This window comes from Allobaculum sp. Allo2, assembly GCF_022701175.1.
Classification (GTDB): domain Bacteria; phylum Bacillota_I; class Bacilli_A; order Erysipelotrichales; family Erysipelotrichaceae; genus Allobaculum; species Allobaculum fili.
Genome location: NZ_CP078088.1, coordinates 1,420,550 through 1,437,558, shown reverse-complemented (window position 1 = coordinate 1,437,558; position 17,009 = coordinate 1,420,550). Strand labels below are relative to the sequence as shown.

General features: G+C 51.1%; 16 protein-coding genes and 6 pseudogenes. 3 read left to right on the top strand and 19 right to left on the bottom strand.

What is annotated here, in order from left to right; all coding sequences use genetic code 11:
- Nucleotides 1–15: 15 nt before the first annotated feature.
- From KWG61_RS08065 to KWG61_RS08015, 12 genes and pseudogenes are all read right to left on the bottom strand, one after another.
- Nucleotides 16–689, bottom strand: a pseudogene (locus KWG61_RS08065) (ankyrin repeat domain-containing protein).
- A gap of 510 nt (nucleotides 690–1,199) precedes the next feature.
- Entirely contained in the window at nucleotides 1,200–1,616 is a 417-nt protein-coding gene (locus tag KWG61_RS08060; RefSeq protein ID WP_230266826.1) for a hypothetical protein, read from the bottom strand.
- Nucleotides 1,606–3,555: an AAA family ATPase gene (locus KWG61_RS08055; protein ID WP_230266825.1), complete on the bottom strand. Its 1,950-nt coding sequence runs from the start codon at nucleotides 3,553–3,555 to the stop codon at nucleotides 1,606–1,608. The genes KWG61_RS08060 and KWG61_RS08055 overlap by 11 nt, the downstream gene beginning before the upstream one ends.
- Before the next feature lie 221 nt (nucleotides 3,556–3,776).
- Nucleotides 3,777–4,040: a hypothetical protein gene (locus KWG61_RS17325; RefSeq protein WP_367614354.1), complete on the bottom strand. Its 264-nt coding sequence runs from the start codon at nucleotides 4,038–4,040 to the stop codon at nucleotides 3,777–3,779.
- Nucleotides 4,041–4,072: 32 nt separating this feature from the next.
- Nucleotides 4,073–5,053, bottom strand: a pseudogene (locus KWG61_RS08050) (trypsin-like peptidase domain-containing protein); the annotation flags it as partial.
- A 746-nt stretch (nucleotides 5,054–5,799) separates the two neighbouring features.
- Nucleotides 5,800–6,471: a S1 RNA-binding domain-containing protein gene (locus KWG61_RS08045; protein WP_242743401.1), complete on the bottom strand. Its 672-nt coding sequence runs from the start codon at nucleotides 6,469–6,471 to the stop codon at nucleotides 5,800–5,802.
- A 42-nt stretch (nucleotides 6,472–6,513) separates the two neighbouring features.
- Nucleotides 6,514–6,935: pseudogene (locus tag KWG61_RS08040) on the bottom strand (RNB domain-containing ribonuclease); the annotation flags it as partial.
- The gene (locus tag KWG61_RS08035) at nucleotides 6,842–7,444 is read right to left on the bottom strand and encodes an RNB domain-containing ribonuclease (protein ID WP_242743399.1); all 603 of its coding nucleotides are present in this window, start codon (nucleotides 7,442–7,444) and stop codon (nucleotides 6,842–6,844) included. The pseudogene KWG61_RS08040 and the gene KWG61_RS08035, both read right to left, overlap by 94 nt.
- Nucleotides 7,441–8,022 carry a hypothetical protein gene (locus KWG61_RS08030; protein ID WP_242743398.1) on the bottom strand — a complete coding sequence of 194 codons (582 nt, stop codon included), beginning with the start codon at nucleotides 8,020–8,022 and terminating at the stop codon, nucleotides 7,441–7,443. Before KWG61_RS08030 ends, KWG61_RS08035 begins: the two co-directional genes overlap by 4 nt.
- Before the next feature lie 197 nt (nucleotides 8,023–8,219).
- Nucleotides 8,220–8,449: pseudogene (gene secG, locus KWG61_RS08025) on the bottom strand (preprotein translocase subunit SecG).
- A gap of 51 nt (nucleotides 8,450–8,500) precedes the next feature.
- Complete coding sequence (locus KWG61_RS08020; RefSeq protein ID WP_230266822.1) at nucleotides 8,501–9,298, bottom strand: HAD-IIA family hydrolase; 798 nt, start codon at nucleotides 9,296–9,298, stop codon at nucleotides 8,501–8,503.
- A 402-nt stretch (nucleotides 9,299–9,700) separates the two neighbouring features.
- Nucleotides 9,701–10,975: a galactokinase family protein gene (locus KWG61_RS08015; RefSeq protein WP_230266821.1), complete on the bottom strand. Its 1,275-nt coding sequence runs from the start codon at nucleotides 10,973–10,975 to the stop codon at nucleotides 9,701–9,703.
- A gap of 195 nt (nucleotides 10,976–11,170) precedes the next feature.
- On the opposite strand from KWG61_RS08015, the gene KWG61_RS08010 reads away from it, so the two are divergent.
- From KWG61_RS08010 to KWG61_RS08000, 3 genes are read left to right on the top strand one after another with little or no spacing between them, the layout of a single operon-like run.
- The gene (locus KWG61_RS08010) at nucleotides 11,171–11,347 is read left to right on the top strand and encodes a LacI family DNA-binding transcriptional regulator (protein ID WP_242743397.1); all 177 of its coding nucleotides are present in this window, start codon (nucleotides 11,171–11,173) and stop codon (nucleotides 11,345–11,347) included.
- The gene (locus KWG61_RS08005) at nucleotides 11,344–11,703 is read left to right on the top strand and encodes a hypothetical protein (protein WP_242743396.1); all 360 of its coding nucleotides are present in this window, start codon (nucleotides 11,344–11,346) and stop codon (nucleotides 11,701–11,703) included. Before KWG61_RS08010 ends, KWG61_RS08005 begins: the two co-directional genes overlap by 4 nt.
- Before the next feature lie 5 nt (nucleotides 11,704–11,708).
- Nucleotides 11,709–12,194: a substrate-binding domain-containing protein gene (locus KWG61_RS08000; RefSeq protein WP_367614353.1), complete on the top strand. Its 486-nt coding sequence runs from the start codon at nucleotides 11,709–11,711 to the stop codon at nucleotides 12,192–12,194.
- 201 nt (nucleotides 12,195–12,395) lie between these two features.
- Here the strand turns inward: KWG61_RS08000 and nusG are convergent, their stop codons facing one another.
- The 7 genes and pseudogenes from nusG to cysS form a co-directional block, all read right to left on the bottom strand.
- On the bottom strand, nucleotides 12,396–12,965 hold the full coding sequence (gene nusG, locus KWG61_RS07995) for a transcription termination/antitermination protein NusG (protein WP_230266819.1): 570 nt from the start codon (nucleotides 12,963–12,965) through the stop codon (nucleotides 12,396–12,398).
- A gap of 162 nt (nucleotides 12,966–13,127) precedes the next feature.
- The gene (secE, locus tag KWG61_RS07990; protein WP_230266818.1) at nucleotides 13,128–13,328 is read right to left on the bottom strand and encodes a preprotein translocase subunit SecE; all 201 of its coding nucleotides are present in this window, start codon (nucleotides 13,326–13,328) and stop codon (nucleotides 13,128–13,130) included.
- Between the two features lie 25 nt (nucleotides 13,329–13,353).
- Nucleotides 13,354–13,502: pseudogene (gene rpmG / locus KWG61_RS07985) on the bottom strand (50S ribosomal protein L33).
- Nucleotides 13,503–13,645: 143 nt separating this feature from the next.
- Nucleotides 13,646–14,296 (bottom strand): hypothetical protein, encoded by a 651-nt coding sequence (locus KWG61_RS07980; protein WP_230266816.1) that lies wholly within the window; start codon nucleotides 14,294–14,296, stop codon nucleotides 13,646–13,648.
- Entirely contained in the window at nucleotides 14,293–15,075 is a 783-nt protein-coding gene (rlmB, locus tag KWG61_RS07975) for a 23S rRNA (guanosine(2251)-2'-O)-methyltransferase RlmB (protein WP_242743395.1), read from the bottom strand. The genes KWG61_RS07980 and rlmB overlap by 4 nt, the downstream gene beginning before the upstream one ends.
- A complete protein-coding gene (locus tag KWG61_RS07970) occupies nucleotides 15,072–15,458 on the bottom strand; it encodes a Mini-ribonuclease 3 (protein WP_230266814.1) in 387 nt (128 codons plus the stop codon). The genes rlmB and KWG61_RS07970 overlap by 4 nt, the downstream gene beginning before the upstream one ends.
- A pseudogene (gene cysS / locus KWG61_RS07965) lies at nucleotides 15,458–16,807 on the bottom strand (cysteine--tRNA ligase). Before cysS ends, KWG61_RS07970 begins: the two are co-directional and overlap by 1 nt.
- Nucleotides 16,808–17,009: the final 202 nt, after the last annotated feature.

Below are 17,009 nucleotides of genomic sequence, written 5' to 3'. Positions count from 1 at the left end.
TTTCCTTTCAGACGTCTACATTTCCAGCATGGGTTCGAGCTGGGCTCTGCAGTGTTCACGTACATAATCAATCGCTTTGTTGCCCTGTTTATCGGCCATATCCTTGTCTGCGCCGTAAACGATCAGTTTTTCTACGAGCGAAGGATATCCGCCGTATGCCGCACGCATCAGAGCGGTGCAGCCGTTATTATCGAAAAGGTTCACATCGGCGTTGCGCTCGAGCAGCATGTTAATGGTGTCGCGCTTGAAGGCGATACAGGCTTCCATGAGTGCGCTGCGGCCGACTTCGTCCTGGGCGTTGATTTCTGCGCCGGCATCGAGCAGAACCTGAATGCAGCGATCCTGTCCGAGAAGAGCGGCACGCATGAGTGCGGTTCTGCCGTTGTCATCTTTTGCGTTCACGTCAGCACCGGCTTCGATCAGCGCCTTGCAGATTGTGCGGTTGCCTTTTTGGCTGCGCCCATCAGAGCGGTTTTTCCGTATTTGTCAGCTGCATTTACATCTGCACCGTTATCGATCAGTAACTGAACGATATCCTTGCGGTCACGTTTGGCAGCGCGCATCAGTGCGGTTCTGCCGTCTCCGTTGGCGTAGTTTACATCAGCTCCGGTGCGGATCTGGCCGACTGCCATTGCGAAGTCGCCATTTGCGCATGCATCCCAGAACACCTTATTGAATTTCTGATCCATTTTGTAAATCCTCCTATAATTCTGGTATCAAAAGCCGGGCCAGATGGCTTCAGGTCAAAAGACCCTACTGCACACTGTCCCAGCTTAATCCGGAAGAAAGCCCGGTTTTATTCCCATTAACAAGCACCGAAACAACAACATTGCTTTTCATAAAACCACTTCCTTCCTGTGAGTGACTTCATTGTAAGGGTTTCCATTTCGCCTTTCAAATTGTTTCCAAACTGGACACTTAGTCGACCGAACAGGCCGCTTTTTCGTCCGGATCAGGGTGCAGGCCGTACTTTCTGTCCGTTTAAGCCCCAAATGGCGTCCAGCAGATATCCGATCCCTTCAAAGAAACAGCACGAAAACGTAAAAAACCTGGATTCTTCCTTTTCACGAAGAAATCCAGATTCTTTTGGCACAACCGTTCAAACAGAAAAGCGGATTTTCCTGTTCCCTGCCCATTTTTAGGACTGGAGTATTTCGAGCGGGCAGCATTCATCTTTCGTCCGCACATTCATAAAGCGATCAGCACGTGCTGACGACAATTTCCAGATTTTCAAAAGGCTGCGGATGAGCACTCGTCCAGTCCGTAAACTGCATGGACCAGCTGTCGAGATAGTTCAGATAGCCGCTCAGCTCAAACGTGGGGACAGCCGGCACATGGAGCGCGAAATAGTCCATGGCTTCGATGTAAAACTCGTGGGTAATGTCCACCTTCTCGCCGATCAGGACGTGTTCTTCAAGCAGCCGGCATAGTTCAATGCTTGTCGCATAGTTGTACAGGCGTCTTTTATTGTCGGGAAGATCGTAGCTGCCTTCTACATGAAGCATATCCCCGGCTTTGAGCGCTGCTTCATAGACGATGTACCAGGAAAGATCTTCGCCAAGCTGTTCAGCGATCCAATCAAAGTGTTCGAGAATCCGTTTTGTCTCACTTGCCATGCTGGTCCTCTTTCTTTGCGGCTGCCTTCATGGCTTTTTCTTCATCACGTTTTCGTCCGGCACGGGATATGAGTGCCTTGGCCAGCGCCTGCGGATCCGCAAAGGCGCCTTCTTCGCCGTTTTTAAACCGTTCCAGAACGTCGACGGCATCCAGTTCCCCTTCCAGAAGATCGGGACCTGTTTCTTCTTTTGGGCTTGCAGCCGGTGTCTCGCTGTCGGATGCGGGAAGCAACGGAAGTTCCGTTTTCTGATTTGGATTGTTCTCCGTTTCCGTGCCCTTCTCTGCTCTCGACAGATCCGAAGCCTCGGATGTTTCTGGATCTGTATTTACAGAAACAGAGGCTGGTTCGGCAGGTATTTCTTCCGAATTCGAAGCAGATGGATCAGGATTTTCCGCAGCGGACTCGTTTTTGGCTTCGTCCTCTGCTTTTTCACTCTCTGCATCTTCCGGTTCTTCTCCGCTCAGATCCGAGGCTTCGATCGTTTCGAGCTGTTCGTTGCTTAAGGTGTCGAGTTTGACCAGACGGTTGGCCTGGCGTACGACGGCTTTTTCAAAGAGATTACGCACGGTACGGCCGTTGGCAAAATCGGCATCCCGGTTTTCGTACAGATCCCTGAACATCGACTTCGCGGTTTCCTGGGCTTTTTCGGAGAGTTTGTAGCCGTTCTTTTTACAAATGCCTAAGAGAATTTCATACAGTTCTTCCGGGGTATAGTCCGGGAAATCGATGAACTTGTTAAATCGCGATTTCAGACCCGGATTGGACTGCAGGAATTCTTCCATCGGTTCGGGATAGCCGGCGACAATAACCGCCAGATCGTCACGATGGTTTTCCATCTCGACCAGAAGCGTATCGATCGCTTCCCGGCCAAAGTCGGCTTTGTCCTTGCCGGCGGCCAGGGAATAGGCTTCGTCGATAAAGAGCACGCCGCCCAGAGCGGAGTTGACGACTTCCTGCGTCTTGATTGCGGTCTGGCCGACATAGCCGCCGACCAGTTCCGAACGGTCTACTTCCACAAGCTGACCTTTGCTTAAGGCGCCGAGCGCATGATAAATGCCGGCGAGCAGCCGGGCGACGGTCGTTTTGCCCGTTCCTGGATTGCCGGTGAACACCAGATGCATCGATACGGGCATTTCCTTCATCGAACGCTCTCGACGGATCCGGCGAATCTTCAGCAGGTTGATCAGGCTGTTGACGTCTTCCTTAACGCCTTTCAGCCCGGTCAGCGAATTGAGCTCTTCCATCAGCTCATCCAGTGTTTTTTCCGGCTGTTCCGGTTTCGCTTCGGCCGTTTCACTGGTTTTGGGGGCCTGTTTATTTTGCGTTTTGGGATCGCTCGATCCGCCCATGGTCGAAGTCTGTTCCGGAAAGAGCGACGGACCGAGTTCCCGCTCCAGACGGCCGAGCGAATCGAGGGTATCGATCAGTTCCTTGGGGGTATCGGGTGCCGGCTGGTTTTTGTGAATCCAGTTGTCGAGAAACAAAATGTAAATCTGCTGGTCAAGTTCTTCAAGGGGATCCTTGCCCGCACACTCCCAGGCGTTTTTGGAAATTTCGCTGAGAACGGAAAGAATCTGTCTTTGATACGTACTGCCTGTGCCGCTTAGCTGATCGCCATGGGCAGCGACTTTGAGTACGACAGGAATGAGCGAGCTGAAATCCGACTTGTGCAGCGAAAGCCGCTTCATCAGCGCGTTGTATTCACTCGGGGTGTAGTGAAAGGACAGCACTTCGTTGATCAGAGCAGCCCGTTTGGCCTGGACACCGCCAGCCGCTTCGGCCAGATAGAGCAGCAGCGAAAGGACTTCGATGCGATACTGTTCAGTCAGCGTATTTTCAAGGGGTTTAAGAAAAGCAGGGTCCATCTGTTCGAGTGTCTGACAAAGACGATAGCCCTGCTGCCAGGCCTGGCTGGCTTTGGAAAGGTTCGAATCCATACTTTTTTCTCCAGAATGTTCGAATATCGATTTCATCGAAGCGTTCTTCCTTCCCTGCCCGATTTAGGCAGAGAACGGGAAACGTTCGATGTTGATTGACTCATGAAAATTTATTCTCATTTTACCAAAAACCGGAGAACGAACGGCGAAGTGAAGAAAACGAAAAAGGCATGAACGCCCAGAGTAAGGATTTGGGAATTCATGCCTGTCTTTTATGAAGTTTATTTTGAATAGAAGCCAATGCCTTCATCGACCCAGCCCATCGTTACAAGACCGTCGCGTTCTGTTGCGTTAAACGTGAAATGGTGCGATCCGGCAACCGCGTTCGGGTTGTACAGACGGTATACCGGCCGATCGTTTTCACTTGCGGACGTATAGCAGGTGATGCCTTCGGCTGTCCAGCCCATTTCCACGAGTGCGGCACGCTCAGCGGTATCGAGCGTGTAGTGATGGTCGCCCGCGTTCGGGTTGTAGAGACGATACAGCGGTACGCCGTTCTTTCGGAATGCCAGGCGACGCCTTCGTCTTTCCAGCCGTAGTTTACGCAGTTGACGAGCTCGTTGTATTCCGTCGTGTACAGATGTTCACCCGAGTTCGGGTTGTACAGGCGGTACACCGGCTCATCGATGGCCGCATACGAGGCCACATACGCGTAAATGTAGGAGTCGATGGCAACGCCGCCATTGAGCTGTTCGCTCGCCTTGGCAAATGTATGAATCGCTTCAACCTGATTGTTTTCGTTGAGCAGCGGAGCACCGGACTGACCGCTCGACGAGTCAATGGTATGCAGAACGGTACGGCGTCCGGTCATCGAATGCAGGCGGCCTTTGGCTCCATACATGCCCTGCGATTCCAGGGAAATGTTTTCATTGTACGGATAGCCGGCCAGTTCATACGTCTTGTCCAGGTTGGACTGATCCAGCGTAGCCAGCTTCAGCGGTTCCACCCCTTCAATCGGCTTTCTCAGGCGAATGAGACCAAGATCGTAGTCGGTATTGCTTGCGCCCGTTTTCGTCCAGTCAGGCGGTGCCATGAGCAGTTTGGACGAATACTGGTTGTCCGGATTGGATGGATCCTTGCCGCCCGGAACCGCCACGATCGATCTCGCCCAGCCCATGTTGTTGTCATGGTCAAAGACGCAGTGGCCGGCGGTCAGAATCGTATCCGGCGCAATCAGAAATCCAGTGCCGGAGTATACCCCGCCATTGGAAAAGGTGATGGTGAGATTGCAGATGGCGTTGTACGGCGCCACATCGGTACGGGCAATCAGATAGCGATCGTCTTCACCGATTACTTTTCGAGGAACCTTAACGGCGCTCTCGGGAATATTATCAATTTCGTCAATCGAAGCCTGCGGTTTTACGGAGTAATCTTCCGGCTCATCCGTAACATGAACGGCGGTTTCGAGACCGTTCTGTCCTTCGATGGTCTGTGAATGGGATGCCTGCAGATCCGGGCTTTCCTGGGCCTGCACGGCTGAAATGGCAGGAATGTACATCGACATGGCCAGCGCGAGCGCCGCCAGTCCGGTTTTCATTTTCTTCATTTCAATCCTTCCTCCTTTCGACTTCCGTTTTTTGTAATTGGTATTCGGACTTTGCAAGGCAAGTACAGAGAAAAGCGATCGTGCAGAAGCTCTGCATCGTTTCGTTTTTCCTGAGTACAGGGTAACAGAATTTTTATCGGCAGGCACGGATACCCTTTTCTGCTTTACACAGAAACCTGGGAATTTTTCAGCGCTTTTGTTACGAGACAAAGCGAATCCACCGTAGAAAGCGATTGCTTCGCCGCTTCAGATCGCCGGCAAAAAATTTCCTGTGGTTTTTATTATCGCAGTACGATGGTCCATTTGCAAAAATCGACAGGGAAAATGGTAAAAATCACATAAGATAACATATTGCGCAGAGCACGCAGATTTCGTGACGATTTGGGAAAGAAACTTCACCGAAACCGACAATCGGAAAACGCCATGAGCTTCCTCTTCCTTTGCCTGTCCCTTTCTATTCCTTGTCTGTACTTGTCTGTCTTTCTCGGTCCTTGTCAGTTTTTCCACTAAGACGCAAAATGCAGCGCCATCCGAAGATCGCTTCGGAAGCGCTGCATTTTTCATTTCTGTTGTGCACAGAAGATCCGCTTATTTTACAGGTTCTGCAATCGGCAGTTCTGTGCTTTCCTGAGGCTCGGTCGCGGGCCGTTCACAATCGGCTGCCGGTTCAACGGCTGGCAGATCGCTGCCTTCGGATTCTACCGCCGGCAGATCGTCATCCTGCGCTTCGACGGCAGGCAGATCTTCGGCTTTTTCAGAATCCGCCTTGGCAGGCGGTTCTTTGCCGGAGTTTCCGCCTGAACTTCCGTTTCTGTAATCGTCACGTTTACATCGCGTTCTTCCGACACGATTTCCGCCTGCAGAATTTCTTCTTCCGGCTGTTCTTCCGGTTTCGGTTCAGCGGTTTCGATCACAGGCGTACTTGGACGCATCGCAGAACGGCTTGGAAGCGTTTCGAGATAGTCGAACGTAATCTGGCGCTTGGCCGTCTGTACATCGCGGACTTTAATACGTACCGGCATACCGAGGGTAAAGGTCTTTCCGGTATTTTCGCCGGTAAGCATCATCGTATCGGCATCGTAGTTGTAAAAGTCATCGATCATGTTGCGCAGCGGAACCATGCCTTCGACGGTGTTGTCGAGTTCGACAAAGAAGCCGAAGCTGGTGACGCCGACGATCAGGCCATCATATACTTCGCCGACTTTATTTTCCATGTATTTCGCAAATTCGAGATCGTTGACCGCCCGTTCGATCGTAACGGCATCCTTTTCCTTTTCGGACAGATGCATGGACGATTTTTCCATGCGCTTTTCATCCTTGAGCAGGCTCTTCTCGTCGTTTTTCTTATGAATGACATGACGGCGGAGCATGCGGTGAATCAGCAGGTCCGGATAACGGCGGATTGGCGATGTGAAGTGGCAGTATTCATCGAGCGCCAGACCATAGTGGCCGACGTTCTTTCGCTGTAGCGGGCTTTCTGCATGGAGCGAACGGTGATCGTGGAAAGAATTTCCTTCTCTTCTTCGCCTTCGATCGAAGCCAGGAAGCGGGCGACATCTTTTGGCTGGCAGTTTTCGACATCCAGGTCGCAGGGCACGTGCAAAATACTGGCCATGTTGACCAGCGTCTGCAGTTTTTCGGGATCCGGATCTTCATGGATTCGGAACATGCCCGGCAGAGATTTGGAGTGAAGCTCATGAGCGACCGCAACGTTTGCCGCAATCATGGCCTCTTCAATCATCATTTCACTCCAGCCGCGATCGCGGATGAGGATATCGACAGGAACGCCTCTTTCGTCGAGTACGAATTTGGGTTCCTTCGTTTCAAAATCGATATGGCCCCGCGCTTTTCGGTCTGTTCTCGCATCTTTTTCGCCAGATCGGAGAAGGCGGTGAGCAGATTGCCGACCGGTGCATATTCCGGAACGGACTGCGGATTTTCCAAATAGGCGTTTACTTTGGAATATGTGCAGCGTGCATCCGAATGAATGACGCTCTCGTAAATTTCGTAGTCGGTCATGACGCCGTTCGGGTTGAATTCCATGGCGCACGTCAGTGTCAGACGATCCACGCCCGGGTTCAGCGAGCAGATGCCGTTAGACAGCGCGAACGGCAGCATCGGCACAACGCGGTCGGCGACATAAATCGAAGTGCCGCGCTTGTAGGCTTCGTTATCGATGTCGCTGTCTTCCTTGACGTAATGGCTGACGTCTGCGATATGGACATACAGTTTCCAGCCGCCATTGGCCAGCGCTTCAACAGAAATTGCGTCGTCAAAGTCCTTGGTGGAGTCGCCGTCAATGGTGACGGTCATCAGATCGCGCAGATCGTGGCGATCCTTCATTTCCTTTTGTGGACGCGTTCTGGAATTTCATCGGATTCCGCGCGGACTTTCTTGCCGAAGTTCTGACGGACTTCGTTTTCCGCAAGAATGGCGCTGATGTCCACGCCCGGTTCGTCTTCCTGACCGAGCACCGCAATGATTTTTACGCGAAGCGGCGCGGAATAGTCTACGACTTTAACGACCGCCTTGGTGCCGGCCGAAAGTTTGTAAGCCTTCTGGTTGGTCACGATAAAAGAGGTGTGAAGATCCACATCGCTGCGGAATTTCAGGCCGTTGCGGGTACGGACGAAGGTTCCAGGAATGCACGTAATGCCGCGTTCATAAATGTGGACAACTTCCGGCATCAGTCCATAGTTGTGAACGAGCACTTCGTCCTTGTCCATCATCATGCGGCAGTTTTTCTTGGGGACATACAGCTTGTTCTCCTTGCAGAGAACCGCATATTCCGTTGCAGAAACGTCCTTAATCTTGCCGATCACCCATTCCTGGCCGTCAATGAAGACGTACTTTTCGTGGTCGTTATAAATGATGCGCTCATCTTCGAGCTCATTGAGCGCGATCTGAAGTTCTTTTTTCACGTTCCGTGCGGATGTGCATGGCTTTGCCCAGTCCGTATGGAGTCAGTTTTTCTTTTTCTGAAGCAGTTCAACAATTTCTTCCTTCATTCAAATCCCTCCCTTTCGAGACAGTCCAGAAGTCTTTAATACCCTCTTCATACAATATCCTGTCTGTAAAATACAAAAACTTGCCTGCAAAATAAAAAGGCCGGATGGCCTTAGACAATCTGTAAAGCGATTACAAGGGCGAAGAAAATGATGCCGCAGATGAGCGTGGCATACGAGAGAACCTTTTCGAAGCCGCGTTCTTTCTGAACCGCAAAAGGTTAAGATCTCCGCTTCCCGTGAATGCTGCGGAAAGTCCGTCGGATTTACCGCTCTGCAGCAGGACGAGAATAATCATGATACCTGAGTCGACCATTAACAAAATATTTAAGAAGTTTTCCATACAAATCACTCTTTCTTTCTTTTTCCCGTGATCATTATAACAAACTATTTTCTAAGCCATGGCGGACAGACGCAGAAAGTCTGCCTCATCCAGGCTTGCCACGGTTTCATCGGGAATAATCCCGAGCCGTTCGATATCCGACTCCTTATGCACGCCGCTCTGGACGAAAAGAGTCTGAACTTGATTATTATAACCGAGCGCGATATCGGTTTCCAGATTATCTCCAATAATTACGGCTTCTTCTTTCGAAATATGGAGCTTATTCAAAGCCGTTTCGAGAATCGGAGCACTTGGCTTGGCGATATCGGGGCTTTTCTGTCCCGTGGCGTATTCAAACAGCGTAACGACCGAGCCGTTGCCGACTTCAAAACCACCAGGCTTGGCCAGAATGCGGTCCATATTTGTTCCGATCAGCTTTGCGCCGTTGAGCAGAAATCCCAGTGCTCTGGAATATTTCGCATAGTCTGCGGATTTATCCAGACCGATGAATACAAAAGCCGGATGGTCTTCCGTAATCGCAAAGCCTTCCAGTTCGAGCGCTTCTTTCATGCCGGCCTGTCCAATCATCCAGGCCGTTCGCGGCGTTCCGGTCTTCGCACAGTATTTTGACGCCCAGGCAGCTGCGGCCATCGCCGAATTGACGAAGTCCTCAGCGCGAATGTTCGGGTAGCCCATTTTCAGCATGTGTTCCGCGTTTTCCTGCGGCGTGCGCATGGAATTGTTGGTCAGAAAAAGATAGGGAATGTCATGCGCCTGACAGAACTCAATCGCGCGGATTCCCGCTTCGATCGGAGCCGTTCCGCGATACAGCGTACCGTCCAGATCAAAAATCATTGTTTTCTTCTTCATGTCTCTTCCTCTTTTTCTCTTTCGTTTTCCCTGCCGGCTTCGGTTCAGCTGCCGGCAGGCCGATCGGATCGACTGGGTGTCCGCTCAAGCAGCCTTTTAAAAACAGACTTTCTGGTTTTCGTAATCCCAGACGATTTTGGGGAATGATATACCAGAAAGATATTCCGGAGCTATTGTATCGGTTTGGCGCACTCTCATCCACTGAAATCCAGATCGTTCCAGTTTGAAGGGGACGTCAAAGCTTTCAAACCGCTTTCCTTTTCAAGCCGTCTTCTTCTGGCAGACAGAGAAAAGCAGCCTGCAATTTGATTGCGTGCAGGCTGCTTTGCTTGTTCATAATTTTCAGTTGGACTGCCTTGCTTTGCCGTTTAAAAGCTCAGGCATGCGTTTAGCGGACTTGGATTAGAATACGCGGATGCCGCCGTAAGGACGGATCTGAAGAACGTGGCATGCGCCTTCTCCAAAGGTGCTGTCCATAGTCTTCACGTACTGATCAACGAGTTCGTTTGGAACGAAGGCCTGAATTGTGCCTGCAAATCCGCCGCCGTGGACGCGGTGAGCGCCTTTTCCGTCAAGTACCAGTTCGCTTAAAGCCAGAGCCAGAGAAACCGCCTGGTTTTTGTAGTCGGATGGAGAATAGATATTCTGGAGATATTTGAAGGAAGACGTTCCGGAAGCGAGGATCTGCTTTTCAAAGCCGGCGAGATCGCCTTCGGAGAGAGCCTTAACGGCTTTCTGTACGCGTTTGTTTTCCTCAAATACGTGAATGGCACGCAGCAGTGCACGGTCGTTTTTCACGGCTTCACGCAGTTCCGGAAGACGGGAATAAAATTCCGCTTCATCCACTTCGCGCAGAACCGGCTTTCCGAAGAACTCGTCCACTTCCTTGAGTTCGAACGGAATGTCCGCATAATCCTGCGTCAGGTCGGCATGGGATGCGTGAACGTCGGTAATGCACAGGGAGGTGTTGAAGTCGGAGAAATCGATGTCGACTTTTTCGACGATCGGGTTGTGCTTATCGGCGAAGTCGATGTGAATCAGACCGCCGACGGAGCATGCGGACTGGTCCATCAGACCGCATGGTTTGCCGAAGAATACGTTTTCGGCGTACTGGCCGATTTTGGCGAGTTCAACGGGATCCAGACTCTGATTATTGTAGAGATCGGAGAAGATGTTTCCGATCATGACTTCGAACGCAGCAGAGGAAGACAGACCGCTTCCCTGCAGCACGTCGCTGGTCATATAGCCGTCGAAGCCGCCGATGTTGCCGCCGTCTTCCTTAATCTTTGCGGCGACGCCACGGATGAGGGCCTGACTGCTTTCTTTTTCATCTTCGTGCACGTTGAGGTCCGACAGATCGATTGGAGGAATATCATAATCGTCGGAAAGTACTTTTACGACACCGTCTTCTCTTGGGCTGACGATGGCGATGATATCGAGGTTGATCGAAGTGGCGAGGACCTCACCCTGCTGATGATCGGTGTGGTTTCCGATAACCTCACTGCGTCCAGGAACGGAGATGGCCTGTACATCCTTGTCTCCATACAGTTCCATGAACTTGTCGATGGCTTTGGCGTACCGAGGTTTCTGCGACTCTGCGAGGCTGCCGTAGATCTCAGTGAGACGCGCATCCTGCGCCCCGTTTACAATTTCTTCTCTTAACTGACTAGCAAGCATTCTTTTTCTCCTTTGTTAACCGCTATCAATACACCCATTCTAACAAAAACGCACTGGTTCTTTCAATGTTTACTAAAAGTCTTGAACTAAAACTTTGTTTTTACTAAAAATTAATAGAGGAGTATCATTTTTCCTCTTTTCGTCATAAGCGATACCGTTTACTATCAGAATGGACTAAATATAAGAGGTGATTTTATGGCCACATTAAAAGACGTTGCCAACCTCGCTGGCGTATCGAGTGCCAGTGTTTCGCGTATTCTCAATAATGATCTGACCCTGAGCGTGCCGCAGTCGACTCGAGACCGCGTTCTCGAAGCCGCTGAAACGCTCGGGTACGTGAAAAAGAAGAAAAAGCTGACGTTTCGACCATGACGGTCGGCATTGTTCAGTGGGTATCCGCGGAAAATGAGGCGAGCGACCCGTATTACCTGAACATCCGCCAGGGTGTTGAAAATTATTGCTCCAACCACATGATTACCATCATCCGCTCTTTTGCTTCGGAAATGTCGATTCCGCGCCGCATGGAAAAAGTGGACGGTCTGGTGTGCATCGGTAAGTTCTCTCCGGAAGATCGCCAGAAAATGATCGCGATCTGTCCCAACATCATTTTTCTCGATATGAAACTCGATACCATTACCAACGCGTTCATCGTTCCCGACTTCAAGGGTGCGATGCGGATCGTCATGGACCACTTCATTGCCGAAGGCCACAAGAAAGTCGGCTTTTAGGCGGGATTGAAAGCGTCAGCGGCGAAGTATACCGCGATGACCGTCTGAAATATTTCCGCCGGTTTGCGACCAAAGCCGGCCTCGAATTTGAACCGTACGTCGTAATGAAGGAATTCACCCGGGAATCCGGATACGAAATGATGAAATCGCTGATCGATGCCAAAACGGTGCCGACCGCCATTTTTGCGGCCAGCGACCCGATCGCGATCGGCGCGATGCGCGCCTGCTACGAAGCCGGCCTGCGTATTCCGGATGATCTTTCGATTATCGGCTTCGACAACATCGATGAAACCAACTACACCTATCCCCCAATGACCACCATTTTCGTTCCGACCTACGAGATCGGTTCAACGGGCATGCGCATGCTGCATGACGCCTGGAAGCGAAACGAAAACATCCAGCCTATGAAAGTGGAACTTCCCTGCTACATGATCAGCCGCCAGTCCACACGAACCGCGCCGGATGCGATTGAACTCGATATGAACAAATAGCTAAAACGTCAGGCCCATTTTGCCTGGCGTTTTTCGTCGAAAATTCAGACAGCCGATCGACGCAGCGATCAGCCGAAGAAAAGGCAGGCTTTCCTTCCTGGGAAAACCTGCCTTGAATTATGCAGAGCTTGCTGCGCATGCTTTAGCCGTCCTGATCCCTGGGCAGCGAATGCTTTTGCCTTGAGATTTCAGGGTATGCGATCAGTCAGCGCTTGGTTCAATTTTCTGCAGATCGCCGTATTCGAAATCGGAGTTCTGCTCATTGCCGAACATCTGGTAGCTGGCATGGATTTTACGGTTTGCGGTATCGATGGATTCAACCGTAACAACGGTGCCTTTGATCGGGCCGTTGATGACTTCGGCCTTATCGCCGGGAACCACATCGAGAGTGACGTTTTCAACCGGACGATGAAGTCTTCTGAGTACGGCGTCCACTTCTTCCTGGGCTACAGGGAACGGTTTTGCTCCCTTTCCGCTCGATCCGATGAATCCGGTTACGCCCGGGGTGTTGCGGACAACGTACCAGGCTTCGTCGGTCATGCGCATGCGCACGAGAATATAGCCGGAGAAGAGATTGTGCGTCTTTGTAATTTCCTTGCCGTTTTTGTATTCCACTTCGGTTTCTTCCGCTACAACGACATCAAACAGGGAATCTTCCAGACCCATGGTGCTGATTCGTTTTAAAAGGTTTTCCTTAACACGATTTTCCTGACCGGCATACGTATTGACGACGTACCAGGCGACATCGTTGTCGTTAACTTTACTTGTCATATTGGTTCCTCTCCTTTTGAAAAGATCTGTATAATTTATATCACTGATCGAATGGTGCCCCTGATTTTAAGGACCGTAAATCCAGCGAAGTGCCGCCAAAATGGACGGATAATCAAAAAGGCAGCGCGAGTCTGCCTTTTTGGTTAAGCCATGTAATCCAGTTTAAAGCGAAACAATCCAGCTGACGAGACCGGAGGCCGCAATTTCACAGATGAAGAAATAGAGGCCAAAGAGTGCGGTAAACAGAATTACGAGTCCGCTGGATTTCATCAGCTCTTTGAACGAAGGCCACTGTACCTTTTTCAGTTCCGCCCAGATCGCTTTGGGCGAATAGGTCGGGTCCTTGATTTCGTTTTCAGCCATTATCAAATTCCTTTACTAGTCAGTCTTATTTTGACTCTTTATGCAAAGTGTGCTTGTTGCATTTCGGACAGTACTTTCGAACTTCAAGACGGCCTGTCTGCGTCTTTTATTTTTCTCGGTCGTATAGTTCCGGGAAAAGCATTCGGTACAAACCAAAGTAATCTTATCAGCCATAGTATGGCCTCCTTTGCAAGTTAAAAATATAGCATTCAACCCATTTTCTGTCAACAAAGCCCCGGCCTCCGGCCTCCATGCCGGTCCTTTATCGTCGGAACCTGAAATCCAAATCCAAATGCCGAAAAGAAATCGCTCAGCTCTTAAAACATCGGTTCCTTTGAAAACACTTCATGCCGTTTCCAGGCAGAGCGCGCTCTTCGCAGCGCCGTTCCGACGCGGGAGAGCGTAATGGACAGAATGGCGGATGTCTGCTTCTGGGTATAGCCCGTTCTGAGCATAGTCAGGATCTGCATGTCGAGCGCATCGAGCTCTTTGGAGAGTTCAGCGAGCACCTCATCGCAGGCGGAAGCCGCTAAATGATTTTCTTCGAGTACCATGTCGCTCTGAAAGCAGTTCTGAATATTCGGTCCGCCAAATTCACGGCGCTCAAAGCAGGCTTCCAGGGAAAGTGTATTGCGCCTTTGCAGGGAAGAAAACTGATTGGCACTGCGAATCAGGTCGGTCGCCTTGTTGCGAAGACAGGCGTAGTAGACCGTTCCGATCGAACACTTCTCATTGTCCCGATAGCGATAGATCAGCCGGTCAAACACATCGTAGGCAGCCGCGATCCAGTCTTCGTAAAGAAGAAGGGACCGAAGCATATTGTTGTAGACAAAATCGGTATAGCCGCGAAGGCTCGCAAACAGCAGCGCGTACGCTTCCTCATCGTTCATGTGAATGAGATAGAGAAGCTCGTACAGATTCCAGTCGCGCGTGCTGTTTTTGGCAGGACGGTATAAGGCATTCATCATTTTTCCCTCTTCATACCGACTGCTGCGTTGGGAATTTTATTTTTGCTTTGAATCTCGTACATCAGGATTCCTGCAGCCACCGACGCGTTCAGCGACTGCACGGCTCCATGCATGGGAATGTGCAGTTTGAAATCGCACTGTCCCTTGACGCTTTTGGACATGCCCTTACCTTCGTTTCCAATGACGAGAACGAGCGGACGATCATACAGACCTTTGCGATAGTCGAGACTGGTCTTGTCAAAGTCGCTGCCCGCTACCCAGAAGCCGTTTTCCTTGAGCTTGATCAGCGCGTTGGAAAGGCTCGAGACACCGGCTACCGGCATCGAATACGCTGCGCCCGCAGACGTCTTTACAGCGGCCGGGGTGAGCCCGGCGCCGCCATGCTTGCACAGGATAACGCCTTTGGCACCAGCCGCATCCGCAGAACGCAGAATAGCACCGACATTGTGCGGATCCTGCACTTCGTCTAAAGCCACAAGCAGCGGCAGACGATCGAGCGCGCTGTCGCTTTCCGGGTTTGGACGGGCCCGGTCGATGAGCTCATCGAGCGTGAGCAGCGGCAGGTCCCTGACTTTAGCGGCAATCCCCTGATGGACGCCATGATCCGTCATGCGGTCCAGTTCCTTTTTCGAAACCGTGCGCAGACGAACGGATCTGGGAAGCGTGTCGAGAATGCGGCGCGTTCTGGCATCGTTCTGGCCGTTCATCAAATAAATTTCCGCGATAGTCTCCGGCTCGTTTTTCAGCGTTTCAAAGACATTTTTTCCATAGACGATCATAGAGATTCACCAAGTTTCATACAGATCGAAAGCAGTTCGTTCATGCGCTCTTCATGATGGTAAAGATACAGATAGCCAAAGAGCGCCTCCAGACCGGTGGCCTTGAGATACGTTTTCAGATCCGCACTTTTCGATGGCGATTTGACGTGCGCGTTGCGTCCGCGGCGGACGATTTCCCGTTCGTCTTCGTTAAGCAGATCTTCTTCCAGAAGCCGATCGAGAACCGTGGCCTGCCCCGTGGCCGAATTGTATTTGGCCGACTGTTTCTGCAGAACATCGGCTTTGCGCAGTCCCTTGTTCAAAAGCGTTTTTCGTACTTCCAGCGAATAGATGGCATCGCCCATCCAGGCCAGAGTTACGGGATTTTCGGATACGATTTCCATTAAACCAGTCCCTGTTCCATCAGCTTCGCCCGGCACGCATCAGCGGCGGCGAAGTCTTTTCCTTTACAGCTGCTTTCCAGGCGCGATACAGATCCTTCTGTTCATCCGTTGCGTGATGCAGATCCAGATCGAGTCCCAGTACATAAAGCATACCGGCAATGGAGGCGTAAAGCGCATTCAGACGCTTGTAATCCAGTTCCCGCTTGCGCAGCGCACCGTTGAGTTCCTTGATGGCTGCCTGAAGCGCGGAAATAGCGTTCGGGGTGTTCAGATCATCGGCCATGGCGTCCATGAAGGCGTTCCAGCTGGCTTCATCTTTTTCAGCATTCGGATCAAAAGCGTCTGCCAGATCGAGCTGAAAAGAGCCTGCGCTGCAGGTTTCCGGATTTTTGCGATTTCTCTGGCGGAAGACTCCAGTGCTTCCTTCGAAATCGTCAGCGGTGCGCGGTAATGCGTGCTGATGAGCATCAGACGGCAGACCGGACCGGAATACTGATCGATCAGATCCTTGGCCAGCAGGACGTTGCCTAAAGACTTGGACATCTTGTTGATCTCATGGTTTTCATCGGCGATGTTGATCATGCCGTTATGAACCCACGTATTGGCCAGAGACGTATCCCAGCTCATGCGGGCCTGCGCCACTTCGTTTTCGTGATGCGGGAACTTCAGGTCGTTTCCGCCGCCGTGAATGTCGATCAGCGGACGGCCAAAGACATCGTTGATCATTACAACGCATTCGGTATGCCAGCCGGGACGGCCTTTTCCCCAGGGAGAATCCCACTGAATGCCTTTATCGGTCTTTTTCCAGAGCGTAAAGTCGAGCGGGTTTTCTTTTTTGTATTTTCGTCAATGCGGGCGCCGACCATCAGATCTTCTAGGCGCTGATGGGAAATTTCTCCATAGTGCGTATCGGAGCCGACACGGAAGTAGACATCGCCGTCCACCGCGTATGCTGCCCCGTTTTCGACGAGCATTTCGATAAAGGCGATAATTTTATCCATCGTCTCGGTTACGCGCGGAGTATAATCCGGCGTCTGGGCGCCAAGATCATGGCGAACGTGTTCAAATTCCTCAATATAGCGATCGGTAATCACTTTTTCCGTAGTGTTTTCTTCAATCGCCTTGGCAATGATCTTGTCATCGACATCGGTGTAGTTGCTTGCCATGGTGACGTCATAGCCAAGTGCCTTGAAGATTTTGTAAAGCGTATCAAAAACGACGACAGGTCTGGCATTTCCGATATGCGGATCGTTATAGACCGTCGGACCGCAGACATACATCGAAACCTTGCCGTCTTCCATCGGCTTGAATTCTTCGATTTTCTGCGAATAGGTGTTATAGAGCTTCATCCTTATTCCTGCTGCTTTCCATAAAGGACAGACGCCTTCCCGAGTTCGAACAGATATCCGATTCAGATCTCCGGTTCATTTGGGAAACAGGGCGCGTCTGTGCAGCTTTTCCTTTCGTCTGTTTTCAGCATTTTGCCCCATGAGGAGCCGGTTTCAATCAAAAAGACGCAAACGGATTGAATTGCTGAACAGCCAGTCCTGT